Here is a 24,519-nt window from a genome sequence, read left to right as displayed (position 1 = left end):
CGCGATGGCCTCCGTGGCGAACACGACGGAGGGCGCCGGCGCCATGCCGACGCCCTCCGTGCCTCCGCGCAAGAGCGTGACGGGGACCCGGCTGTGGGCGGCGGTGCTGTTCCTGCTGCCCGCGCTGGTGCTCCTCGGCGCGCTCGTGGTCTATCCGATCGGCTGGTCGGTCTGGCGCAGCCTGTACGACGCCGACGGCTCCGGCTTCGTCGGGCTGGACAACTACGGCGACATCTTCAGCAACGACGCCACCCTGACCGCCGTCAAGAACACCGCGATCTGGGTCGCGGTCGCCCCCGCCCTGGTCACCGCACTCGGTCTGATCTTCGCGGTGCTGACCGAACGGGTGCGCTGGGGAACGGCGTTCAAGCTGATCGTCTTCATGCCGATGGCGATCTCCATGCTGGCCGCGGGCATCATCTTCCGGCTGGTGTACTCGGCCGACCCGGACCAGGGCGTCGCCAACGCGGTGGTAACGAGCGTGCACGACACCTTCGTGGACTCCTCGGTCTTCCCCAAGGCCCGGCCCAACGCCGCGGTCAGCGACCTCAAGGCCTCCGGCGGCGGCTCGTTCACCTCGACCGGCACCGTGCGCGCGGGCACTCCCGCGCTGCTCCCGCTCGTCGGCATCGCGCCCACCAAGCTGCCCGGCAGCCCCGAGGACGCCAAGGCGCCCACCAAGGACGGCGTCACCGGCACGGTCTGGCTGGACTTCAAGCTGGGCGGCGGCGGCACGAAGGGACAGATCGACGCCGGTGAGAAGGCGCTGGAGGGCGTCAAAGTCGAGGCCGTGAAGGGCGGCAAGGTGGTCGCCTCCACCCGGAGCGGCGCCGACGGCACCTTCAGCCTGCCCGGCGAGGCGGACGGCGCCCAACTCCGGCTGCCCGGCTCGAACTTCGCGGCACCCTACAACGGCATCGACTGGCTCGGCCCGACCCTGATCACGCCGGCGATCATCGGGGCGTACGTGTGGATGTGGGCGGGGTTCGCGATGATCCTGATCGCGGCCGGACTCGCGGGGGTGGACCGCAACCTGCTGGAGGCGGCGCGGGTCGACGGCGCCAACGAGTGGCAGGTGTTCCGGAAGATCACCGTGCCCATGCTGGCGCCGGTCCTGGTGGTCGTCCTCGTCACGCTGATGATCAACGTGATGAAGATCTTCGACCTGGTCTACATCATCGCCCCGCAGCCCAGCCAGGACGACGCCAACGTGCTGGCGCTGCAGCTGTTCCAGTCCTCGTTCGGCGGGGGCGCCAGCTACGGCATCGGCAGTGCGATCGGCGTCCTGTTGCTGCTGCTGGTGGTGCCGGTGATGTGGGTCAATCTCCGTCGGCTGCGGAAGGAGCGTGAGCGGTGACCGCTCTCGACACGTCCCCGCGCGCGAAGCGCTCGCTGGCCTCCCGGGTGGCGAGCGGGGCGGCCGGCGGGGTGATGCGGGTCTTCCTGATCATCGTGGCGCTGGTGTGGCTGGTGCCGACCTTCGGGCTGCTGGTCTCGTCGTTCCGGGACCCGACCGACATCGCCACCTCGGGCTGGTGGAAGGTGTTCGGCTCGCCGGGCCAGCTGACCGCGAACAGCTACGAGACGATCCTGAAGAACAGCGCGATCACCGACTCCCTGTTCAACACCGTCTGGATCACGGTGCCCGCGACCCTGCTGGTGGTGATCATCGGCGCGATGGCGGGTTACGCGTTCGCGTGGATGGAGTTCAAAGGCCGCGACACGTGGTTCATGGTCGTGGTGGGGCTGCTGGTGGTGCCGGTGCAGATCGCGCTGATCCCGCTGACCTTCCTCTTCCGGGACATCGGGATCTTCGGTGACATCATCGCGGTCATCCTCTTCCACGTGGCCTTCGGACTACCGTTCGCGATCTTCCTGTTGCGCAACTTCTTCGCGGAGATCCCCCGCGAACTCCTGGAGGCGGCGCGCCTGGACGGGGCGGGCGAGGCCCGGCTGTTCCTGACGGTGGTGATGCCGCTGGCGGCGCCCGCGCTGGCCTCGCTGGGCATCTTCCAGTTCCTGTGGGTGTGGAACGACATGCTGGTCGCGTTGGTCTTCTCGGACTCCGAGTCCCAGCCGCTGACGGTCGCCCTCCAGCAGCAGGTACGGCAGTTCGGCAGCAACATCGAGATCCTGGCGACCGGTGCCTTCATCTCGATGGTGATCCCGTTGGCCGTGTTCTTCGCGTTCCAGCGGCAGTTCGTGTCCGGGGTGATGGCCGGGGCGGTCAAGTAGCCCCTGTGGCAGCTTCGTTGAAGGGGTGGGCCGCGACCGGCCCACCCCTTCGTCATGCGTCGAGAATCCCCCGTATGCAGCACACCACGTAACCAACGCGCCCCGCCGGCAGTTCCCGGGCCGAACGCCCGCGCCGACTCGCCGACTCTTGGATGTGCCTTGCCCAGGTTCAGTGTCATCGTCCCCGCATACAAGGTTCAGGCGTATCTGCACGCGTGCCTGGACTCGGCGCTCTCGCAGTCGTACCCGGATCTGGAGCTGATCGCCGTCGACGACTGCTCGCCGGACGCCTGCGGGGCGGTCATCGACGAGTTCGCCGCGCGTGACCCGCGGGTCAGGCCGGTGCACCTGGCCGAGAACCGGGGCCTGGGCGGCGCGCGCAACGCCGGCCTCGCGGTGGCGACCGGGGACTACCTGGTCTTCCTCGACGGCGATGACACCCTCACCCCGGACGCGCTCCGGGCGATCGCCGACCGGCTGAAGGAGACCGGCGACCCGGACGTGCTGGTCTACGACCACGCGCTGACCGACTGGACGGGCGAGGCGGTCCGCGACGGCCGCGCCGCGCAGCTCACCGAGCAGGGCCCGGCGCCCTTCCGCCTGGAGGACCGGCCGGGACTGCTGCGGGTGCGCGCGGCGGCCTGGAACAAGGCGTACCGCAGGGAGTTCGTGGAGCGGGCGCGGTTCTCCTTCCCGCCGGGCTGGTACGAGGACACGCCCTGGACGTACCCGGCCCTGATGAGCGCCGAGACCCTCGCGACCCTGGACCGGGTCTGCGTCCACCACCGCCGGCGCCGCCGGGGCAGCGTCCCCGGCACCGCCGGCCGCCGCCACTTCGACGTCTTCGACCAGTACGACCGGGTCTTCGCCTACGTCGACCAGTCTCCCGAACTCGCGGGCTGGCGACCGGCGTTGTTCCGCGGCATGGTCGACCACCTGTCGACGGTGTTCACCGAGCGGCGTAGCCTGCCGCGCGGTATGCGTGCCGAGTTCCTGCTCAAGGCCCGCGCCCACTACCGCCGTTACCGGACCCCCGGCCACCCCGTCCCGCTCCGCGCCCGGCTCCGCCACACCCTGGTCCGCCTGGGCCTGCACCGCACCTACCGGACCCTGGAGTCGGCCAGGAGGCTGGGCCGGCGCACCGCCCGCCGCACGACCCGCCTCGCCCGGGCCCTGCGCGCGGCGGCCCTCCGGCTGCACTACCGCGTCCAGCTGCGCCTGCCCCTGCGCGAGGACCACGCCGTCTTCGCCGCCTACGGCAGCCGCGGCCACGGCTGCAACCCGGGCGCGCTGGAGGAGGCGTTCCGCACCTACGCCCCGCACCTCCGCACCGCGTGGATCGCCGGCGCCGAGCACCACCACACGATCCCGACCGCCACCCGCCGGGTGCGCCCCGGTTCGGCCGCCTACTGGACGGCGCTGGCCCGCTCCAAGTACCTGGTCAGCAACGTCGGTTTCGATCGCCGTCTGGTCAAGCGGCCGGGCCAGGTCTTCGTGCAGACCCAGCACGGCACCCCCCTCAAGCACATGGGCCTGGACCTCCAGGAACGCCCCGCGGCCGCCCGCGAGGTGGACTTCGGCGCCCTCCTGGAGGACGTCGACAAGTGGGACTACCTGCTGTCCGCCAACCGCCACTCCACCCTGACCTGGGAGCGGGTCTACCCGGGCGCGTACACCACGCTGGAGTACGGCTGTCCGCGCAACGACGTGTTCCAGCAGGCGACTTCGCAGGACGTGACGCGGCTGCGCGAGTCGCTCGGCATCCCGCGGGGCACGGTGGCGATCCTGTACGCGCCGACCCACCGCGACTACCGCCGCACCCAGCGCCCCGCCCTCGACCTGGACCGCGTCACGCGCCGCCTGGGCCCCGGCTTCGTCGTCCTGGCCCGCGCCCATCACCGGCACGGCGGCCCGCTCTGGGCGAGCGGCGGGCGGGTCATCGACGTCAGCGACCACCCGAGCGTGGAGTCCCTGTGCCTGGCCTCGGACGCCCTGGTGACGGACTACTCGTCCCTGATGTTCGACTACGCGGGCCTGGACCGCCCGATCGTGATCCACGCCGACGACCGGGAGGCGTACGAGGCGGCTCGCGGCACCTACTTCGATCTGCGTGCCTTCCCGCCGGGCGCGATCGCGCGCAGCGAGGACGAGCTGACCGACATCTTCGCCACCGGCCACTGGCGCGGCTCCCGCTCCACCCAGCTGCGCTCGGCGTTCCGCGAGCGGTTCTGCCCCTGGGACGACGGCCGCGCCGCCGAGCGGGTGGTGCGGCGGGTGGTGCTGGGCGAGAGCGACCCGGTGCCGTTCGTGCCGCTCGCCGAGCGCTTCCCGGTCCCGTCCGCGGCGGCGGCCCTGGAGGAGCGGCCACCGGCTCTCGTGCCGCGCCCGGCGTCACCTGCGGTCGTCACCGAAACCGTCTGAACGCCGTTCGCACCCAGGGGAGTTCGTATGCCCTCCAACAGCTCGGGACCCACCCCGACCCGACCGCACACCTGGCGCCCGTCCGGCCGCCCCGGCGGAGCACGCCTCTGAGGGGGGCGGGGCGTACGGCATCTGGTGCCCGGTCAGGGGCGGTTGCCCGCGCGGACGACGAACGGCCGCCCGCAGGGGTGCGGGCGGCCGTGGAGAGCGTCGCCGGGGTCCGGGCCGGTGACTACTCGATGACGAGCTCGACCTCTATGTTGCCGCGGGTGGCGTTGGAGTAGGGGCAGACCTGGTGGGCGGCCTCGACGAGCTTGCGGCCCGTCGCCTCGTCCACGGTGTCGGGCAGCTCGACACGGAGCACGACGGACAGGCCGAAGCCCTCGCCCTGCTTGTGGATGCTGACCTCGCCGGTCACCGAGGCGTCGCTCACGTCGACCTTGGCCTGGCGGCCCACGAGACCGAGGGCGCTGCCGAAGCAGGCGGCGTAACCGGCGGCGAAGAGCTGCTCGGGGTTGGTGCCCTGACCGTTGCCGCCCAGCGCGGCCGGCGGGGCCAGCTGGAGGTCGATCTGGCCGTCGTTGCTGACGGCACGACCGTCGCGGCCGTGGGTGGCGGTGGCGACAGCGGTGTAGAGCGCGCTCATGGGTTCCATCCCTCTCAGAAGAGTCAAGCGGGGGCGGTCGGCCCTTTCCCTTCGGTCCGGGCCGCTCACGACGACAAGTAGAGCACACAATTCAATTGCGCACAACTAAATGACGAACAAGCGCTATTCTGGAGACATGACCACGCCTGCACCCGCCACCGACTGGCTCCGCCTGGATCAGCAGATCTGCTTCTCCCTGAACGCCGCCTCGCGCGCCTTCGGCGGCGTGTACCGCGTGATCCTCAAGGACCTCGGCCTCACGTACCCGCAGTACCTGGTGATGCTGGTGCTGTGGGAGCAGGGCGACCTGCCCGTCAAGAAGCTCGGCGAACACCTGCGCCTGGACTCCGGCACGCTCTCCCCGCTGCTCAAGCGCCTGGAGGCGGCCGGCCTGGTCCGCCGTGAGCGCAGCGTCCGCGACGAGCGCTCCGTGGAGGTCCGGCTCACCGAGGAGGGCGACGCGCTGCGCGAGCGCGCGCTGGAGGTGCCGCGCCGGATCGCCGCCGCGACCGGCTTCGACATGGACGAGATCCGCGAGCTGCGGGCCAGGCTGGACGAGCTGACCACAGCACTGGACTCGGCCCAGCTGGAGGAGTAGCGCGGGACGGCGTGAGCCCGGGGCGGTGAGGCGCGAGCCCGGAACCGCGCGGCGCGAGCCGGGACGGTGAGGCGCGAGCCCGGGACGGTGAGGCGTGAGCCCGGGACGGTGAGGCGTGAGCCCGGTGCCGCCAGAAAGCGGGTCGTGATCGCCGGATACGCGCCTTATGTCCATGAAAAGGCAATTCATCCGGCTTACGATCCGCCGTGATGAAACGTCGCCTCCCCGCCCTCGCCGCCGCCTGGCTCGCCACCCGCGCCCTGATGCTGTGGCTGCTCGCCCACGGCACCTCGCCCCTGCTGGGCGGCGGCGGGGTCGGCCGTGAGGTGTGGTGGGTGTACCGGCAGTGGTACGACGTGCTGGCCCGCGGCGCCTTCCCGGCGCACGACACGCTGTGGCAGTACCCCCCGGGCGCGGGCCCGGTCCTGCTGTCGCCCGGACTGCTGCCGGGCCTGACGTACTTCCAGGCCTTCATCGCCCTCGCCCTGGCCTCCGACGCGGTGATCACGGTCGCGCTGGCCCGCGCGGGCACCCGCCCGGGCCGCAGCCTGCGCGGCGCCGCCCTGTGGACGGGCGGCCTCCCGCTCCTCCTGCACGTCCCGCTCGCCCGCTACGACGTGCAGGCCACCGCCCTGGCCGTCATCGCCCTGCTGGCGTTGGAGCGCTCCACGCGCGCGTGCGGCGCGTTCGCGGCGCTGGGCGCCTTGGTGAAGGTGTGGCCGGCCCTGGTCCTGGTCGGCGCGCCGAGGGGGCGGGCGACCCGGTCGGCGTGGACGTGGACGACGGTGACGGGGGCCGCGGCGCTCACCGTCCTCGCCGTGCTGTTCGCCCATCCCCTCGCCTTCCTGAGCCAGCAGGGCGGCCGGGGCGTGCAGATCGAGTCCTTCGGCGGCACGGCACTCGGTCTCGCCACGCACGCCGGGTGGCCGGGCGTGGTGCGCTACCGGTACGGCGCCATGGAGTACACCGGCCCGTACGTGTCGCTGGTCGCCGCCGCCTGCCTCGCGGCCACCGCCGCCGCCCTCGCGCTGCTCCTGCTGTGGCGGGTGCGGGCCCGTCGCTGGAGCGCGGCGACGCCGTACGACGCCGCGCTGGCCGCCGTCCTGCTCTTCACCGTCACCAGCCGGGTGATCAGCCCGCAGTACATGATCTGGCTGCTGGGCCTGGCCGCCGTCTGCCTGACCTCGCGGCACACCACACAGCGCCCGGTGGCCGCGCTGATCCTGGCGGCGACGGCGCTGAGCGCGGTCGTGTACCCGGTCCTGTACGGCGAGGTCGAGGCCGCCACCTGGACCGGCTGCGCGCTGATGCTCGTACGCAACGGCCTGCTCGCCGCGGCCGCCGCGCTGTCGTTCACCCGCCTGTGGCGCGCCACCCGGGCGGCGGCGGACCCGTCGCCCCCGAGTGAACCCGGCGAGGCCTCCCCCCGTCTTCCGGGCCGGACGCCGGCAGCCCCCTGACCGGGGTCCGGTCCCCCGTCCCACGATTCCGGAACACCCGCCATGGATTACCGCGCCCCCGAGGTCTGCGTCGTCGTGACCGGGTACGACAACGCCCCGCGCGTGAGGGACACCGTGCGCTCCGCGCTCGCCCAGGGCGCCGTCGTGCGCGAGGTCCTGGTCGTGGACGACTGCTCCACGGACGGCAGCGGGGAGCGGCTGGCCCGTCTCGCCCGCGTCGACCCACGCGTGCGCGTGCTCCGCCGCCGGGTGCACAGCGGCGGCCGCGGCAGCCCGCGCAACACCGGGCTCGACCGCGTGACGGCGCCGTATGTGATGTTCCAGGACGGCGGTGACGTCCTGCTGCCCGGCGCACTGGAGGCGCTGGTCGGGGCGCGCGCGGAGGTCGCGAGCGGGTTGTGCGCGCTGAGCTCCCAGCGCCCGCCCCTGGTCCACGACACCGCGAGCGGCAGCAAGCTCTACCGCACCGGCTTCCTGCACGAGAACGGCATCCGCTTCCCCGAGGGCCGCTTCGCGCACGAGGACGTCGTCTTCCACGCGCGCGTGCTCGCCGCGAGCCCACGCATCGCGCTCGTACCGGCGCGCGTGTACGTCCCGCGCGCCCCATCGCACCCCGACGCACCGGCGCTCCGGGAGGCCTACCGGCTGGCCCACGGGATCCTGCTGGCCGCCGGGCGCGAGGAGCTGGCGCAGGCGATACGCGAGGGACACGACCCCGGAGGGACACCTGCCGTAGCGGCGCGCTCACGGGGAGTCGTCGCGATGGTGCGCGACGGTCTGCGGCGCCTGATTCACTGATAGCCGGACTGACGAGGGGACGGCCGCACATGACCTGGCTGATCACCGGCGGCGCCGGCTACATCGGGGCGCACGTCGTACGGGCGATGACCGAGGCGGGCGAGACCGCCGTGGTCTACGACGACCTGTCGACGGGGATCGCCGAGCGGGTGCCGGCCGGTGTGCCGCTGGTGGTGGGGTCCACCCTGGACGGCGGGCGGGTGGCGCGGGCCCTGGCGGACCACGCCGTCACCGGGGTCGTGCATCTGGCGGCGAAGAAGCAGGTGGGCGAGTCGGTGGACCTGCCGCTGCACTACTACCGGGAGAACGTCGAGGGCCTGCGCGTCCTCCTGGAGCAGGTGACCAAGGCGGGCGTCGCGTCCTTCGTCTTCTCCTCCTCGGCGGCGGTGTACGGCATGCCGGACGTGGAGCTGGTCACGGAGGAGACGCCGTGCGCGCCCATGTCGCCGTACGGCGAGACGAAGCTGGCCGGGGAGTGGCTGGTCCGCGCGACGGGCCGCGCGACCGGCCTGGCCACGGCGGCGCTGCGCTACTTCAACGTGGCGGGCGCGGCGAGCCCCGACCTCGCGGACACCGGGGTCTCCAACCTGATCCCCATGGTCTTCGAGATGCTCACGCAGAACGCGCCCCCGCGCATCTTCGGCGACGACTACGCCACCCCGGACGGCACCTGCGTCCGCGACTACATCCACGTGGTCGACCTGGCCGAGGCCCACGTGGCCGCGGCCCGCGCCCTGCACGCCTCCCCCGGCCGCGACCTCACCCTCAACATCGGCCGCGGCGAGGGCGTGTCGGTCCGCGAGATGATCGACCGCATCAACGCCGTGACCGGCCACGACCGTCCCCCGACGGTCACCCCCCGCCGCCCCGGCGACCCCGCCCGCGTCGTCGCCTGCGCCGACCGCATCACCACCGAACTCGGCTGGAAGTCCCGCCACGACGTCCAGGACATGATCACCTCGGCCTGGGACGGCTGGGTGCACCTGCATCCGGAGGCGGCGCGGAACTAGGACCTGGCGGCACCAGCGGGGGGCACGGTCGGAGCACGCCGCCCCACGACCGTCGTCCGGCCTCTCCGCTCACTGTCCCGGCCCCGGTGTGCCTGCGCCGCGAGCAACGGACCGAGCCCGGCTACAGCGCCTTGAGCCCCGCCGCCGTCGCCCGCGCGAGCGCGTCCAGGTAGCCCCTGGGCAGTTTCGGGCTCCGGATCACCACGGACCGCCAGTACAGCGGCCCGGAGATCAGATCGAGGGCCAGTTCGTCGTCGAGGCCCGCCCGGACCTCCCCGCGTTGCTCCGCCGCCACGATGATCTTGCTGGCGACCTCCTCCTGCCCGTCCCGCAGCGCCTTCTGCACCGCCTCGGCGATCTCGGGGTTACGGGCCGCCTCGGCCTGGAGGTCCGGCAGGATCTGCGAGGCCACGGGGTGGCGCAGCGCACGGGAGGTCACCTCGTACAGCAGCCGCAGGTCGCTCTCCAGCGCGCCGGTGTCCGGCGCGGGCAGCCCCCGCACGGCGAGTGCCGACACCACGTCGAGGACCAGGTGCAGCTTGGAGGGCCAGCGCCGGTAGACCGCGGTCTTGCCGACGCCGGCCCGGCGCGCGATCCCCTCGATGGACATCCGCGCGTAACCGACCGTCGCGAGCTCCTCGAAGACCGCCGCCCGGATGGCGTCCGTCACATCCTCCCGGAGCACGGCGGCTCCGGCGGGGGCCCGGCGGCGCGGACGGGGCTGCGGCTCGTCGGCGTTCGTCATGCGGACCAGCATAGGGCGTTACGACGATACGGTCCCGTCCCCACGCGGAACGTGACGACGGAACGGACCCGTCCCGACCCATCCGTCACGACGAAACGGTTGCGTTCCGACGCCGACTCGGCCTACGCTCACGTTGCGACGATACGGTCCCGTCCCGACGTAAGAGAACGTGAAGAGAAGCGTAAGGAAACGCCGGGGAACGGGCAGCCGGCCGCACGCAGTCCCGACGCACCACCCCGCACGACCCCACCCCCCGAGCGAAAGCAGCGGATGTGAGCCAGGTCCTCCACACACCGCCCCCGACGGCGGCGCCCGTCCCCGCGCCCGCCGAAGGCGACCTCGCGGCCCTCGCCGCCCGCCACGGCCTCTCGGTCAGCGGTGCCCGCCCCACCCTGCCCGAGTACATCCGCCAGCTGTGGGCCCGGCGCCACTTCATCACCGCGTTCTCCACCGCCAAGCTCACCGCCCAGTACAGCCAGGCGAAGCTCGGCCAGATCTGGCAGGTGATGAACCCGCTGCTGAACGCGGCGGTGTACTTCTTCATCTTCGGCGTGCTGCTGGGCACCAAGAACGGCGTGCCGGACTACATCCCGTTCCTGGTCACGGGCGTGTTCATCTGGACCTTCACCCAGAGCTCGATCCTCGCGGGCACCCGCGCCATCTCCGGCAACCTCGGCCTGGTCCGCGCCCTGCACTTCCCGCGGGCCGCGCTGCCGATCTCCTTCTGCCTCCAGCAGCTCCAGCAGCTGCTGTTCTCGATGGCCGCCCTGGTCGTGATCCTGCTCTGCTTCGGCGTCCCCGTCTCGGCGTCCTGGCTGCTGGCGATCCCGGCGCTGATCCTGCAGTTCACCTTCAACGCCGGCGTCTCGATGGTCCTGGCCCGGCTCGGCGCCAAGACCCCGGACATCGCCCAGCTGATGCCGTTCGTGCTGCGCACGTGGATGTACGTCTCCGGCGTGATGTGGAGCATCGACCACCTGCTCAGCAAGCACAACGACCTGCCGTCCTGGGTCGGCCCGGTGCTCCAGGCCAACCCGGCGGCCGTCTACATCGACCTGATGCGCTACGCCCTGATCGACAGCTTCCACTCCAGCCAGCTGCCGCACCACGTGTGGGCGATCGCGGCGGGCTGGGCGCTGCTCGCCGGAGTCGGCGGCTTCATCTACTTCTGGAAGGCTGAGGAGACCTACGGCCGTGGCTGAGAACGAGACCACCCCCACCGTCATCGCCGACGACGTCGACATCGTCTACCGCGTCAACGGCACCGGCGCCGGCCGCGGTTCGGCGACCGCCGCCCTCAACCGCATCCTGCGCCGCGAGCAGACCGAGAAGGCCTCCGGCGTCCGCAAGGTGCACGCCGTGAAGAAGGTGTCCTTCGTCGCCTACAAGGGCGAGGCGATCGGCCTCATCGGCACCAACGGCTCCGGCAAGTCGACCCTGCTCAAGGCGGTCGCCGGACTGCTGCCGGTGGAGAGCGGCGCCATCTACACCGACGGCCAGCCCTCCCTCCTCGGCGTCAACGCGGCCCTGATGGGCGACCTGACCGGCGAGCGCAACGTCTACCTCGGCGGCCTCGCGATGGGCATGTCCCGCGAGCAGATCAAGGAGCGCTACCAGGAGATCGTCGACTTCTCCGGCATCAACGAGAAAGGCGACTTCATCACCCTGCCCATGCGTACGTACTCCTCCGGCATGGGCGCCCGGCTGCGCTTCTCCATCGCCGCCGCCAAGGACCACGACGTCCTCCTCATCGACGAGGCCCTCGCCACCGGCGACCGCTCCTTCCAGAAGCGCTCCGAGGCCCGCATCCGCGAACTGCGCAAGCACGCGGGCACGGTGTTCCTGGTCAGCCACAACAACAAGTCCATCCGCGACACCTGTGACCGGGTGCTGTGGCTGGAGCGCGGCGAGCTGCGCATGGACGGGCCCACCGAGGACGTCCTGAAGGAGTACGAGGCCTTCACCGGCGACAAGACGACCAAGCCGAAGCCCAAGCCCAAGCCGAAGGCCGCCGTCTAGACCCTCGCCGTCATCGGCACCTCGTGCGGGAACACCCCCGGCCGACAGACGAGAAGGGCGCCCCGAACCGTCACGGCCCGGGGCGCCCTTCTCGTCGTATCCGCTACGAATGCGTCCGCAGCAGGGTGCGCATCGTTCGCATCGCCACCGAGAGGTTGGCGAGGTCGAAGGTCTCCGAGCCCTGGATCTCCTCCAGGGTGGTGCGCGCCCGGCCCAGGATCGCGGCGTTCTTCTCCTCCCACGCCTTGAAGCGCTGCTCGGGGGTCGAGGTGCCGTCGCCCACCGCGAGGACGTCCGCGGTCAGCGCCGCGTGGGCCGCGTAGAGGTCCTCGCGGATCGAGGCGCGGGCCATGGACTGCCAGCGGTCGGCGCGGGGCAGCTCGATGATGCGGTCCATGAGCTGGGTGATGTGGAGGCGGTCGGCGAGGTCGTAGTAGACCTCGGCGACGTCCATCGGGTCCCGGCCCATGCGGTCGGCCACCGAGACGATGTCCAGCGTCGGGAAGGCGGAGGAGAACCCGGCCACGCGCGTGGCCACCTCGTCGGGGACACCCGCGCCGGACAGCTCGTCGTGGATCTGCTGGTACCACTCCAGGTCCGCGCCCCTGAGCAGCTTCGGCAGCTGGGACCAGACCTCCTCGACGCGCTCGGCGAAGAACTCGACGGTCTCGGCGAGTTGCAGCGGCTGCGGCCGGTTGTTGAGCAGCCAGCGCGTGCCGCGTTCGACGAGCCGGCGCGAGTGCAGCCGGATCCGGGTCTGGACGTCGGCCTGGACCTGGTTGTCGAGCGCCTCCACGCCGTCCCACACCATGGCCGAGCGGAAGATCGCACGCGCCGCGGTCTGCGCCCGCACGATCTCCTCAAGGGAGGCGCCGGTCTCCTCGCGCAGCCGGTGCAGATACGTCGTACCGCCGGTGTTGACCGTGTCGTTGACCAGCACGGTCGTGATGATCTCGCGGCGCAGCGGGTGGTTGTCGATGTGCTCGGCGAACTTCTCGCGCAGCGCGCTCGGGAAGTACGCGTGCAGCAGCCCGCGCAGATAGGGGTCGTCCGGGAGCGAGGTGTGCAGCAGCTCGTCGGAGACCGTGATCTTCGTGTACGCCAGGAGGACGGCCGTCTCCGGGCCGGTCAGGCCCTGTGCGGCGCCCAGGCGTTCGCGGATCTGGCGGTCCGTGGGCAGGAACTCCAGCGCCCGGTCCAGCAGGCCCGCGCGCACCAGGTGGCGCAGGTAGCGCTGCTGGGCGTGGAGCATGTCCTTGGACTGGGCGAGCGCGTTGGCGATGGCCGTGTTCTGCGCGTAGTTGTTGCGCAGAACCAGCCGGCCGACCTCGTCGGTCATCTCGGCGAGCTGCTTGTTGCGCTGCTTGACGGTCATGTCGCCGTCCCTGACCAGGCCGTTGAGCAGGATCTTGATGTTCACCTCGTGGTCGGAGGTGTCCACGCCCGCGCTGTTGTCGATGGCATCGGTGTTGATCTTGCCGCCGTGCAGCGCGAACTCGATCCGGCCGAGCTGGGTGAGCCCCAGGTTGCCGCCCTCGCCGACGACCTTGACCCTGAGGTCCGCGCCGTCCACCCGGATCGGGTCGTTGGCCTTGTCGCCGACGTCGGCCTGGGTCTCGGTGGAGGCCTTGACGTACGTGCCGATGCCGCCGTTCCACAGCAGGTCCACCGGCGCCTGGAGGATGGCCTTCATCAGGTCGGCCGGGGTCATCTTGGCGACCTTGCCGTCGATGCCGAGGGCCTCGCGGATGTGCGCGTTGACCGGGATGGCCTTGGCGCTGCGGGGGAACACGCCGCCGCCGGCCGAGATGAGCTCGGCGTTGTAGTCGGCCCAGCTGGAGCGCGGCAGCTCGAAGACACGGCGGCGCTCGGCGTAGGAGGTGGCCGCGTCCGGGTTCGGGTCGATGAAGATGTGCCGGTGGTCGAAGGCGGCGACCAGGCGGATGTGCTCGCTGAGCAGCATGCCGTTGCCGAACACGTCACCGGACATGTCACCGATGCCGACGACCGTGAAGTCCTCGCTCTGGGTGTCGACACCGAGCTCCCGGAAGTGCCGCTTGACGGACTCCCAGGCGCCGCGCGCGGTGATGCCCATGCCCTTGTGGTCGTAGCCCGCCGAACCACCGGAGGCGAAGGCGTCGCCCAGCCAGAAGTTGTACTGCTCGGCGACCCCGTTGGCGATGTCCGAGAAGGTCGCGGTGCCCTTGTCGGCGGCGACGACCAGGTAGGTGTCGTCCTCGTCGTGGCGGACCACGTCCGCCGGGGGCACGACCTCGCCCGCCACCATGTTGTCGGTGATGTCGAGCAGCGCCGAGATGAACGTCTTGTAGCTGGCGATGCCCTCGGCCAGCCACGCGTCCCGGTCCACACCCGGGTCGGGCAGCTGCTTGGCGACGAAGCCGCCCTTGGCGCCGACCGGCACGATGACAGTGTTCTTCACCATCTGCGCCTTGACCAGGCCGAGGATCTCCGTGCGGAAGTCCTCGCGCCGGTCGGACCAGCGCAGACCGCCACGCGCGACCTTGCCGAAGCGCAGGTGCACACCCTCGACGCGCGGCGAGTACACCCAGATCTCGAACGCCGGACGCGGCGCCGGCAGGTCCGGGATGGCCTGCGGGTCGAACTTCATGGAGACGTACTCGTGCGGCTTGCCGCCCTTCGCCTCCTGGAAGAAGTTGGTGCGCAGGGTCGCCTTGATGACGGTCAGGAAGGACCTGAGGATCCGGTCCTCGTCGAGGGAGGCCACCTGGTCGAGGGCGGCGTCGAGCTCTTCGAGGAGGGCGTCCACGATCTCGTGCCCAGCGCGCTGCCGGTCCGGCGACATCCGCGCCTCGAACAGGGAGACGAGCAGCCGGGTGGTGTGGACGTTGTTGCGGAGGGTGTCCTCCATGTAGTCCTGCGAGAAGGTGGAGCCCGCCTGCCGCAGGTACTTGGCGTACGCCCGCAGCACCATCGCCTGACGCCAGTTCAGCCCGGCGCTGAGCACGAGGGCGTTGAAGCCGTCGTTCTCCGCCAGGCCCGTCCAGGTCGCGGCGAAGGCCTCCTGGAAACGCTCGCGGCCGTCGTCGCCGAGGTAGTCACCGGCGCCGTTCTGCGACCGGGGCATGCGCAGCCCGAAGTCGTAGATCCAGGCGATGCTGCGGTCCGAGCAGCGCAGCTCGTAGGGCCGCTCGTCCATCACCTCGACGCCGAGCCGGTTGAGGACCGGCAGCACGGCGGACAGGGTGATCGCGGCGCCCTTGCGGTAGATCTTGAAGCGGCGCTCCTCGGGGGCGGCGCCGACCGGCTCGTACAGGCTCAGCGCGAAGTCGTTCTCCTCGGTGAGCTTCTCCAGGTGCACCAGGTCGGCGACCGCGGCGCGCGCGGTGTGGTCGGCCTTGTAGCCCTCGGGGAAGGCGTTGCCGTAGCGGCGCAGCAGCTCGGCGGCGCGCTCCTCGCCGAGTTCGGCGTTGAGTGCCTCGGTGAAACCGTCGGCCCAGGAGCGGGCGGCCTCCACCAGACGCGCCTCGATGCGCTCCTTGTCGAGGTCGGACAGCTCCGGCAGCTCGGTGCCCTGCGGGACCCGGACCACGAAGTGCAGCCGGGAGAGGATCGACTCGGTGTTCCAGGCCGTGAAGTCGACGCTGATACCGCCGAGTTCCTCCTTGAGGATGTCGATGATCCGCAGCCGGACGCCGGTGGTGTAGCGGTCGCGCGGGAGGTAGACGAGGGCGGAGTAGTAGCGCCCGTACTCGTCCTGGCGCAGGTAGAGCCGCAGCCGCCGCCGCTCCTGGAGGTAGAGGACGGAGGTGACGATGGCCTGGAGCTCGTCGACCGGGGTCTGGAACAGCTCGTCGCGCGGGTAGGTCTCCAGGATCTGGAGCAGGTCGCGCCCGTCGTGGCTGTTGGGCGAGAACCCGGCGCGCTGGAGCACCTCCTCGACCTTGCGGCGGATCACGGGAACCCGGCGGACGGACTCGGTGTAGGCGGCCGAGGAGAACAGGCCCAGGAAGCGGCGCTCACCGACGACGTTGCCCTCGGCGTCGAACTTCTTCACCCCGATGTAGTCGAGGTACGACGGCCGGTGCACGGTCGCCCGGCTGTTGGCCTTGGTCAGCACCAGGAGCTTGTGCTCGCGCGCCTTCGCGCGGGCGTCGGCGGGCAGCCGCTCGAAGGAGGGGCTGACGGGGTGGCTCTCGTCCTCGGCGTGATGCGGGTCGGAGCGCAGGATGCCGAGACCGGTGCCCGGCACGGCGGCGAGGGAGTCGTCCTCGCGGAGCTGGTACTCGCGGTACCCGAGGAAGGTGAAGTGGTCGGCGGCCAGCCAGCGCAGCAGCTCGCGGGCCTCCTCGATCTCCTGCTCGCGCAGGTCGGAGGCGATGGGCTCGGCGGGCAGCTCATCGGCCATCCGCAGCGCCGCGTCCCGCATCTTCTCCCAGTCCTCGACGGTCTCGCGGACGTCCGACAGGACACGCAGCAGATCGGCGGTGATCTGCTTCAGGTCCCCGCGGTCGGTCTCACGGTCGATCTCGACGTGGATCCAGGACTCGATGTACGCGTCGTGCGGCAGCTCTCCGCTGGGCCGCTGCGGGAGCACCTCGACGAGCTTGCCGGTGACGTCCCGTCGGACGACGACCTGCGGGTGGATGACGACATGGATGCCGCGCCCCTGCCGGGTCAGCTCGTTGGTGACCGAGTCGACGAGGAAGGGCATGTCGTCGGTGACGACCTCGACGATCGAATGCGTGCAGGCCCAGCCGTTCTCCTCGACGGTGGGCGTGAGCACCCGCACATTGGCCGTTCCCTGTGGCCGGTTCTCGGCCAGCCGGTAGTGCGAGTACGCGGCTCCGAAGACGTCGACCGGGTCGCGATCGGCGAGGTCCTCCGGGGCGGTGTGCAGGTAGTAGCGCTGGAGGAACGCGAGCACGGTCTCCCGGTCCGGGGTGCTCTCGTCCGTCGTCCCGGTCGGTAGGTGCCCCCCGACCGGGCTGTTCTCAGCTACCCGGGCGGCCCTCTCGAGCAGCTCGGCCTTGGCTTCGTCCAGCTTGGTCTGCATTGTCCTCTGGCTCCTGTCGCGCGCCATTGCGTGACGTTGAAGGAAAAACGGTCGCTTCCCTTACGACGTGACGCCGTGACGCGGGGTGTCCGGTCTGCTCCGACGCTATGCCGCAAGGGGAGATGAGCGGGGGGTTATCAGCCATTCTCGACACGCCTGACGGATGTGACGCCGCTCTCCACGACGCCGCTTCCGGAGAGATGTGCGGCGCCCCGGGGGTCCGTATACCCCCGCCCCGCCCGCGAAGACCAGCGACTGCCGCCCGGTCACGGATGTCGTCCGTGCTCTCCGGGCGCAGGGCAAGGGCGACGATGCCCCCGCGAACTATCGCGCTGATCACGCCACCAAGGCTATCGCTCCTTACAGGGGGCCCGTCATGAGCCGTATGTGTACAAAACCGGGGGTCGAACTTTGACGTTCTGCACAGGGGCGGTTGGTGGGGGGCGGGGGTACGGGGAGCGGTCGGGGGCGTGGGTATGGGGCGGTCCGAAGCCGTAGGCGCGGGGGCGCGGGTACGGGGACGTGGGTACGGGGCGGTTCGAAGCCGTAGGCGCGGGGGCGCGGGTCGGTCCGGGGGGCATCGGCCCGGGGCCACGGGCACGAGGGTCGGCTCGGAGCCGTAGGCGGGGGCGCGGGTCGGCTCGGGGCCGTCGGTTGACCACTCCCGCTGGATGCGCGAGTTCCTGACCATCATCCTGCGGGCCAAGGCGCCCGTGGCCTGAGGGGGATGCCGTAGGGGCCGGGGTGCCGTTGCGGTCCTCGCTCCAGCGCCCCGTCTCACCGGCGCGCCCTCCCCCTACGCCGCCAACCGCTCCGCCTCCACGACAGCCTCCGCCAACGTGTCCACGACAGGCACCCCCGCCGTCTCCAGGCTGGCCCGACCGTGCGAACCCCCCGTGTACAACACCGCCTGCGCCCCCACGTACCGCGCCGCCACCGCGTCGTCCGCCGCGTCCCCGATCACCACCGTCCGCGCCGGATCCACCCCGACCAGCGCGGAGAGATGCCGCGTCATGTGCTCGGCCTTGCTGCCCCCGGAGGGCCCGGTCCGCCCGTCGACACGGAGGAAGTGGGCCTCGATCCCGAACCCGCGGACCAGCGGGACGAGATCGTCGTGCCCGTACATGCTGAGGATCGACTGGCTGCGCCCCGCCGACCGCCACCCCGCGAGCAACTCGACCGCTCCGGCCGTCAGTTGGCACCGGACCCGGTGCTCGGTGTAGTACCGGTGGAAGGTCTCGTCCATGACCATCCACTCGGCGTCGGTCGGCAGCCGCCCCATCAGCCGCTCGTAGAACTTCGGCACCGGCACGCAGTACAGCGCCCGGTACCGCTCCAGCGTGATCGGCTCGAGCCCCAGCTCGGCGAATGCGGCGTTGGTCGCCCCGATGATCGCGTCATTGTCGTGGAACAGGGTGCCGTTCCAGTCCCAGACGATGTGCGCGCCCGCTTGCTTCCCCATGCCCAAAAAGGTACCCGCCGCCACTGACAATCAAGGGGCCCGCAGGCCACAGAGGCAGTAATGCGCATCTCCGGGCATCCGGGCAGGCGCACCCCCGTCTCCAGGCAGGAACACGCGTCTCCGGGCTGGGTCGCGCAGGGACCGCCCCCACCTCCAAGCAGGGTCGCGCCCCTCAGTCCCCCAGCCCGACCAGGTTCGGGATCTCCTGCGTGGCGTACCAGAGCAGCTCGTGGTCCTCGGCCCCGTCCACGACGAACTGCGCGTCGTCGTCCCCGCCGTCCGCCGCCGGCAGTGCCTGCGCGGCGGCGGTGACGTCCGCCTCCGCGTCACCGGCGTCGACGTGGACGGCCGCCGCCTTGGCCAGCGCCACGGCGCCCGCGACGTTGACCTCGCCGAGCGCCGCCGGGTCGAGCCCGCGGTCGGGGTCGGCATGGGCCGTGCCGTCGGGCACGTCGACGGCGACCACGACCCGGCGCCGTACCGCCTCGGGGTCCGCCGCCAACAGCCGCAGCGAGGCGAACGCGGCCCGGTTCAGCGCCGCGTACTCCAGCTCCTCGATGTCGTCGGAGAGGTACCACTCGCGCAACGCGGGCGTCACGGCGTAGGCGAGGAGCGGTCCGGGGCCCAGCTCGCCCGTCTTGTACGCCTCGGCGAGACCGGAGAGGGTCAGGGGGACGTAGACACGCATGGGCTGCCGCTTTCGTGGTCGGAGGGCGGGGTCGGAACGCTCCGCGAGGGCCTCGGTGAGGGCCTTCAGGATACGTGCGGGCGTCCCCTTTCGAGTCCCTGCCCGGACCCCGGGAGGCGTCAACCCCCGTCCGGGAACTCACCCGGCGCCGCCCCGCCGTCATGGGCCTCCGGCGCCCGCGCTCACTCGGATAAGTGAAGAATCCGGCCGCCCGACCCGGGCCGCCGCTTCCTTGCCGCCGCCGCCCGCGACCCCGTACAAGATCCTCAACCACGGAAGTTACTGCCCGGTACACATCCGGGCCCGCTGAAACGGGGACCCCATGAACAAGGTCATGACCAGGGCACAGCACCGTCCCGGCACCCGCCCGCCGAGCCGCCGCGACTCCCGTCGCCCGGGCACCACCCCGCCCCGTACCCCGAGCGGCGGCGCGACCCTCACGGCCGCTGACGGCGCCCGCCCGGGCCCGTCGACCGGCCCCGGGACGCGGACGGCCCCCGTCGACAACCGCCCGGCCTCCGGCCCCACGTCCACCACGCGGGTCACCACGACGGGCCCGACCACCCGCGCCACAAGCCCAGCGGCACACGTCCCGCGCACAACCGGCCCGGACGCCCCCACGAGCACGCCCACCGCCCCCGTCGTGCCCGCCCAGACCCCCCGCAGGCCGGTCTCCGTCCCCCAGCCCCGCCCCACCGACGTCTTCGCCGACCTCCTCCTCGCGGTCCTCAGCGGCCAACGCCCCGTCCACTCGATGCTCCGCCACACCGTCGGCCAGGCCTACGACGAACTCGCCGAGCTCGCCGAACGCGGCCCCCTGCGCACCCGCGGCACCCGGCCCGTGGTCCGCGACATCGGCTACTACGTCCCCCGCGACGGCGCGGTCGAGGCCTTCGCCCGCATCGGCGCCGGCGACCAGCTCCGCGCCATGGCCTTCCGCCTGGAGCAGGGCCGGGACCGCCGCTGGCGCTGCACCGCGGTGGAACTGGGCGGCCCAGGCGGCAGCCGCCGGGCCGAGGACTGACACCGGGGGTCGGAAGCCTCGCATAGCTCCTCCTGGCCCGCCCGAGGCACGCTCCGGCCCCCGCGGCAGCTGCCGCGACGACGATGACACCAGGGGTCAGGAACCCCCGCAAAGCCCCTCCTGGCCCCGCCCGACCCACGCTCCGGCCCCCGGCAGCCACCGCGACGACCACCGACACCAGGGGCCGGAAGCCCCGCAGGTCCCCTCCTGGCCCCGCCCGACCCACGCTCCGGCCCCCGGCAGCCACCGCGACGACCATCGACACCAGGGGCCGGAAGCCCCGCAAAGCCCCTCCTGGCCCCGCCCGACCCACGCCCCGGCCCCTGGCAGCCGCCGCGACCGCGCTCGCCCTCACAAGCGCCACCCGCGCCCGCCGACGAAACCCACGGGCTCCCCGGGGCCAGCCCCAGCCGTAGGCCACGCTCGCCCCCACCGCAACCACACGCCGAAGGGCCGGCCCACCCCCAGGTGACCCGGCCCTTCACACCGCTCCAGCCGCTAAGACGTCGCGGACAGCGTCACTTCTTGCGGCGACGCCCACCCCGCGACTGCTTGCGACGCTCCGCGCGCGTGAGGCCGTCCGCCTCGGACCGCACCGGCTCGTCGTCGTCGGCGAACTCACCCTCGACGACACCACCCTCGCCGTCCACGGTCGGCGCGGAGAAGTGCAGATCGCGGCGCTGCGGAGCGTCCAGCCCCTTGGCGCGGATCTCCGGACGCGCACCCGCCTGCGCCGGCACCGAGTCCTGCTTGTCGAGCGACGGCGCGGCGTCCTCGACCGGGACCTCCTCGACCTGCTGCTCGACCTGGACCTCCAGGTTGAACAGGTAGCCGACGGACTCCTCCTTGATGCCCTCCATCATGGCGGTGAACATGTCGAAGCCCTCGCGCTGGTACTCGACCAGCGGGTCCTTCTGCGCCATCGCGCGCAGACCGATGCCCTCCTGGAGATAGTCCATCTCGTAGAGGTGCTCGCGCCACTTGCGGTCCAGGACCGACAGCACGACCCGGCGCTCCAGCTCACGCATGATCTCGGAGCCGAGCTGCGTCTCACGGGCCTGGTACTGCTCGTGGATGTCTTCCTTGATGGACTCGGAGATGAAGTCGGCGGTCAGTCCGGCCCGGTCGCCGGCCGCGTCCTCCAGCTCCTCGACGGTGATCTTCACCGGGTAGAGCTGCTTGAACGCGCCCCACAGCCGGTCGAGGTCCCAGTCCTCCGCGAAGCCCTCGGCGGTCTCGGCGCTGATGTAGGCGTCGATGGTGTCGTCCATGAAGTGCTGGATCTGCTCGTGCAGGTCCTCGCCCTCCAGGACGCGGCGCCGCTCGCCGTAGATGACCTCACGCTGACGGTTGAGGACCTCGTCGTACTTCAGGACGTTCTTACGCGTCTCGAAGTTCTGCTGCTCGACCTGCGACTGGGCGGACGCGATCGCGCGCGTGACCATCTTGTTCTCGATCGGCACGTCGTCCGGCACGTTCGCCATGGACATCACGCGCTCGACCATCTGGGCCTTGAAGAGCCTCATCAGATCGTCGCCGAGCGAGAGGTAGAAGCGGGACTCGCCGGGGTCGCCCTGACGGCCGGAACGACCGCGCAGCTGGTTGTCGATACGGCGCGACTCGTGCCGCTCGGTGCCCAGCACATACAGGCCGCCGAGCCTCTCGACCTCTTCCTTCTCGGCCTTCACGGCCGCCTCGGCCCGCTCCAAAGCGGCCGGCAGGGCCTGCGCCCACTCCTCGATGTGCTCCTCGGGGTCGATGCCGCGCTGGCGCAGCTCCGCCTCGGCGAGGTCCTCGGGGTTGCCGCCGAGCTTGATGTCCGTACCACGGCCGGCCATGTTGGTGGCCACCGTGACGGCGCCCTTGCGGCCGGCCTGGGCGACGATGATCGCCTCCCGGTCGTGCTGCTTGGCGTTGAGCACCTCGTGCTGGACGCCGCGCTTGCTGAGCTGCTGCGAGAGGTACTCGGACTTCTCGACCGACGTCGTGCCGACGAGGATCGGCTGGCCCTTCTCGTGCTTCTCGACGATGTCGTCGACGACCGCCTCGAACTTCGCGACCTCGGTGCGGTAGATCAGGTCCGACTGGTCCTTGCGGACCATCGGCCGGTTGGTCGGGATCGGGACGACGCCGAGCTTGTAGATCTGGTGGAACTCGGCGGCCTCGGTCATCGCCGTACCGGTCATGCCGCACAGACCGGGCTGTTCCTTGCCGTCGTGGTCGTGGCGCTTGTAGAGGCGGAAGAAGTTCTGGAGGGTGATCGTGGCGAGCGTCTGGTTCTCGTCCTTGATGTCCACCCCTTCCTTCGCCTCGATCGCCTGGTGCATGCCCTCGTTGTAGCGGCGGCCGGCGAGGATACGGCCGGTGTGCTCGTCGACGATCATGACTTCGCCGTCCATGACGACGTAGTCCTTGTCCTTCTTGAAGAGCTCCTTCGCCTTGATGGCGTTGTTCAGGTAGCCCACCAGAGGGGTGTTCACCGACTCGTAGAGGTTGTCGATGCCCAGCCAGTCCTCGACCTTGGCGACGCCGGCCTCGTGGATGGCGACCGTGCGCTTCTTCTCGTCGACCTCGTAGTCGCCGGTCTCCTCGATGCCCTTGAGCGGGTTGCCGGCCTCGCCCTTCTTCAGGCGGGTGACCAGCTTGGCGAAGTCGCCGTACCACTTGGTGGCCTGGTCGGCCGGGCCGGAGATGATCAGCGGCGTACGGGCCTCGTCGACGAGGATGGAGTCGACCTCGTCGACGATCGCGAAGTTGTGGCCGCGCTGGACGAGCTCGTCCTTGGACCACGCCATGTTGTCGCGCAGGTAGTCGAAGCCGAACTCGTTGTTCGTGCCGTAGGTGATGTCGCACGCGTACTGCTCACGGCGCTGGGCCGGCGTCATGTTGGCAAGGATGCAACCGACGCTCAGGCCCAGGAACTTGTGGACGCGGCCCATCATCTCGGAGTCACGCTCGGCCAGGTAGTCGTTGACCGTGATGAGGTGGACGCCCTTGCCGGACAACGCGTTGAGATACGCGGGCAGCGTGCCGACCAGGGTCTTGCCCTCACCGGTCTTCATCTCGGCCACGTAGCCGAGGTGCAGGGCCGCGCCGCCCATGATCTGCACGTCGTAGTGGCGCTGACCGAGGGCACGCTTGGCGGCCTCGCGCACGGTGGCGAACGCCTCGGGCAGCAGGTCGTCCAGCGTCTCGCCGTCGAGGTAGCGCTGCTTGTACTCCTCGGTCAGGGCTCGCAGCTCGGCGTCGGAGAGGTCGACGAAGTCCTCTTCGATGGAGTTGACCTGGTCCGCGATGCGGTGCAGCTTGCGCAGGATCTTGCCTTCGCCTGCACGCATGATCTTCGAGAGGACGGACACGGGGGTTGGTCTCCTTGCCGGTCGGGCCTGGGACGGTCGGTTTCCATATGACGTGGCTGAGCAACGGCCATCGTATGCGAGGACCCGGCCACGCCGGGAGCCTGCCGAGGACGCCGAACGTCCGGTGCTTCAAATCTCCGTCAAAGGGGACAACGGGCGGGGGTCGTGGATGGTGCCGCGTTCTCCCGACGAATTGCGCGAACCGTGATCACGCGCTCACACAAAGCTCGCACGGAGCAAATAGATGGCATTCCCGCGTGACCCCCGAGCAGAATCGGCCGATGGAACCCGTCACGCTCATCACCGGCCGCCTGGTTCTGCGCGCAGTCGGCCCTGATGACTCCGACGCCGTGCACGCGGCCGCCCAGGACCCCGAGACACAGCGCTGGATCCCCCAGTTCCCCTCGCCCTATCTCCCCGAGCACGCACGGGCCTTCACCGAACAGTTCGTCCCGGACGGCTGGGCGAACGACTCCATGTTCACCTTCGGCGTCTTCCTCCCCGCCGGCGACCTGACCGGCATGCTCGCCATCACCATGCACTCCCTCGGCGTCGCGGAGCTCGGCTTCTGGGCCGCGAAGGAGCACCGCGGCAACGGTTACATCACCGAGGCCACCACCACAGCCACCCGCTGGGCCTTCACCGCCCTGCGCGTCGACCGCCTCGAATGGCGCGCGGAAGTCGGCAACACCGCCTCCCGCGCGGTGGCCGAACGCGCCGGCTTCACCGTCGAGGGCACCCTGCGCTCCGCGCTCAACAACAAGGGCGTACGACGAGACTGCTGGGTGGGCTCCCTGCTCCCCTCGGACCTGGGCCTGCCGTCGACGGCCCCCTACTTGCCGGCCGACCCGACCTCTCGAACGGGCGGAGCCCCTGAAGGAGGGGACGGCTAGGGCCGCCGGAACACGCCGGCGGGCCGACGCGCCGGGACACCGGGACACCGGGACACCGGGACACCGGGACACCGGGACACCGGGACACCGGGACACCGGGACACCGGGACACCGGGACACCGGGAC

16 protein-coding genes and 1 pseudogene are annotated in these 24,519 nt (G+C 71.2%); 11 read left to right on the top strand and 6 right to left on the bottom strand.

Features of this window, described 5'->3' with window-relative positions; genetic code table 11:
* Positions 1-4: 4 nt before the first annotated feature.
* The 3 genes from ACZ56U_RS14275 to ACZ56U_RS14265 all read left to right on the top strand — a co-directional run bounded on the left by ACZ56U_RS14275 (position 5) and on the right by ACZ56U_RS14265 (position 4,656).
* Positions 5-1,357 (top strand): carbohydrate ABC transporter permease, encoded by a 1,353-nt coding sequence (locus tag ACZ56U_RS14275; protein ID WP_469084312.1) that lies wholly within the window; start codon positions 5-7, stop codon positions 1,355-1,357.
* Complete coding sequence (locus tag ACZ56U_RS14270) at positions 1,354-2,235, top strand: carbohydrate ABC transporter permease (RefSeq protein ID WP_391236326.1); 882 nt, start codon at positions 1,354-1,356, stop codon at positions 2,233-2,235. The genes ACZ56U_RS14275 and ACZ56U_RS14270 overlap by 4 nt, the downstream gene beginning before the upstream one ends.
* 159 nt (positions 2,236-2,394) lie before the next feature.
* Positions 2,395-4,656, top strand: a complete 2,262-nt coding sequence (locus tag ACZ56U_RS14265; RefSeq protein WP_469084311.1) for a bifunctional glycosyltransferase/CDP-glycerol:glycerophosphate glycerophosphotransferase — start codon at positions 2,395-2,397, stop codon at positions 4,654-4,656.
* A 232-nt stretch (positions 4,657-4,888) separates the two neighbouring features.
* Here the strand turns inward: ACZ56U_RS14265 and ACZ56U_RS14260 are convergent, their stop codons facing one another.
* Positions 4,889-5,302, bottom strand: coding sequence for an organic hydroperoxide resistance protein (locus tag ACZ56U_RS14260; protein WP_469084310.1), 414 nt, complete (start codon positions 5,300-5,302; stop codon positions 4,889-4,891).
* Between the two features lie 136 nt (positions 5,303-5,438).
* Here ACZ56U_RS14260 and ACZ56U_RS14255 point away from each other — a divergent pair, with 136 nt between their 5' ends.
* The 4 genes and pseudogenes from ACZ56U_RS14255 to galE all read left to right on the top strand — a co-directional run bounded on the left by ACZ56U_RS14255 (position 5,439) and on the right by galE (position 9,168).
* On the top strand, positions 5,439-5,900 hold the full coding sequence (locus tag ACZ56U_RS14255) for a MarR family winged helix-turn-helix transcriptional regulator (protein WP_469084309.1): 462 nt from the start codon (positions 5,439-5,441) through the stop codon (positions 5,898-5,900).
* Between the two features lie 209 nt (positions 5,901-6,109).
* A complete protein-coding gene (locus tag ACZ56U_RS14250; protein WP_469084308.1) occupies positions 6,110-7,360 on the top strand; it encodes a glycosyltransferase 87 family protein in 1,251 nt (416 codons plus the stop codon).
* A 42-nt stretch (positions 7,361-7,402) separates the two neighbouring features.
* Positions 7,403-8,062, top strand: a pseudogene (locus ACZ56U_RS14245) (glycosyltransferase family 2 protein); the annotation flags it as partial.
* 125 nt (positions 8,063-8,187) lie between these two features.
* Entirely contained in the window at positions 8,188-9,168 is a 981-nt protein-coding gene (gene galE, locus ACZ56U_RS14240) for a UDP-glucose 4-epimerase GalE (RefSeq protein WP_469084307.1), read from the top strand.
* 121 nt (positions 9,169-9,289) lie between these two features.
* On the opposite strand, the gene ACZ56U_RS14235 is transcribed toward galE, so the two are convergent.
* On the bottom strand, positions 9,290-9,925 hold the full coding sequence (locus ACZ56U_RS14235) for a TetR/AcrR family transcriptional regulator (protein ID WP_469084306.1): 636 nt from the start codon (positions 9,923-9,925) through the stop codon (positions 9,290-9,292).
* A 260-nt stretch (positions 9,926-10,185) separates the two neighbouring features.
* On the opposite strand from ACZ56U_RS14235, the gene ACZ56U_RS14230 reads away from it, so the two are divergent.
* Both ACZ56U_RS14230 and ACZ56U_RS14225 read left to right on the top strand, forming a co-directional pair.
* Positions 10,186-11,115, top strand: a complete 930-nt coding sequence (locus tag ACZ56U_RS14230) for an ABC transporter permease (RefSeq protein ID WP_469084305.1) — start codon at positions 10,186-10,188, stop codon at positions 11,113-11,115.
* Positions 11,108-11,932, top strand: a complete 825-nt coding sequence (locus tag ACZ56U_RS14225; protein ID WP_469084304.1) for an ABC transporter ATP-binding protein — start codon at positions 11,108-11,110, stop codon at positions 11,930-11,932. The genes ACZ56U_RS14230 and ACZ56U_RS14225 overlap by 8 nt, the downstream gene beginning before the upstream one ends.
* Before the next feature lie 103 nt (positions 11,933-12,035).
* Here the strand turns inward: ACZ56U_RS14225 and ACZ56U_RS14220 are convergent, their stop codons facing one another.
* The 3 genes from ACZ56U_RS14220 to ACZ56U_RS14210 all read right to left on the bottom strand — a co-directional run bounded on the left by ACZ56U_RS14220 (position 12,036) and on the right by ACZ56U_RS14210 (position 19,117).
* A complete protein-coding gene (locus ACZ56U_RS14220) occupies positions 12,036-16,967 on the bottom strand; it encodes an NAD-glutamate dehydrogenase (protein ID WP_469084303.1) in 4,932 nt (1,643 codons plus the stop codon).
* Between the two features lie 796 nt (positions 16,968-17,763).
* The gene (locus ACZ56U_RS14215; RefSeq protein ID WP_469084302.1) at positions 17,764-18,429 is read right to left on the bottom strand and encodes an HAD family hydrolase; all 666 of its coding nucleotides are present in this window, start codon (positions 18,427-18,429) and stop codon (positions 17,764-17,766) included.
* 172 nt (positions 18,430-18,601) lie between these two features.
* Positions 18,602-19,117 (bottom strand): DUF6912 family protein, encoded by a 516-nt coding sequence (locus ACZ56U_RS14210; protein WP_469084301.1) that lies wholly within the window; start codon positions 19,115-19,117, stop codon positions 18,602-18,604.
* 322 nt (positions 19,118-19,439) lie between these two features.
* Here ACZ56U_RS14210 and ACZ56U_RS14205 point away from each other — a divergent pair, with 322 nt between their 5' ends.
* Positions 19,440-20,141, top strand: coding sequence for an Rv3235 family protein (locus ACZ56U_RS14205; RefSeq protein ID WP_469084300.1), 702 nt, complete (start codon positions 19,440-19,442; stop codon positions 20,139-20,141).
* 518 nt (positions 20,142-20,659) lie between these two features.
* Here the strand turns inward: ACZ56U_RS14205 and secA are convergent.
* Positions 20,660-23,500: a preprotein translocase subunit SecA gene (gene secA, locus ACZ56U_RS14200; RefSeq protein WP_469084299.1), complete on the bottom strand. Its 2,841-nt coding sequence runs from the start codon at positions 23,498-23,500 to the stop codon at positions 20,660-20,662.
* A 281-nt stretch (positions 23,501-23,781) separates the two neighbouring features.
* Here secA and ACZ56U_RS14195 point away from each other — a divergent pair, with 281 nt between their 5' ends.
* Positions 23,782-24,393, top strand: a complete 612-nt coding sequence (locus ACZ56U_RS14195) for a GNAT family N-acetyltransferase (RefSeq protein ID WP_469084298.1) — start codon at positions 23,782-23,784, stop codon at positions 24,391-24,393.
* Positions 24,394-24,519 lie beyond the last annotated feature (126 nt).

The sequence above is a fragment of the Streptomyces sp. NPDC034103 genome, assembly GCF_055575395.1.
The sequence above is the reverse complement of the archived record's forward strand: the minus strand, read 5'-3'. Positions and strand labels throughout refer to the sequence as shown.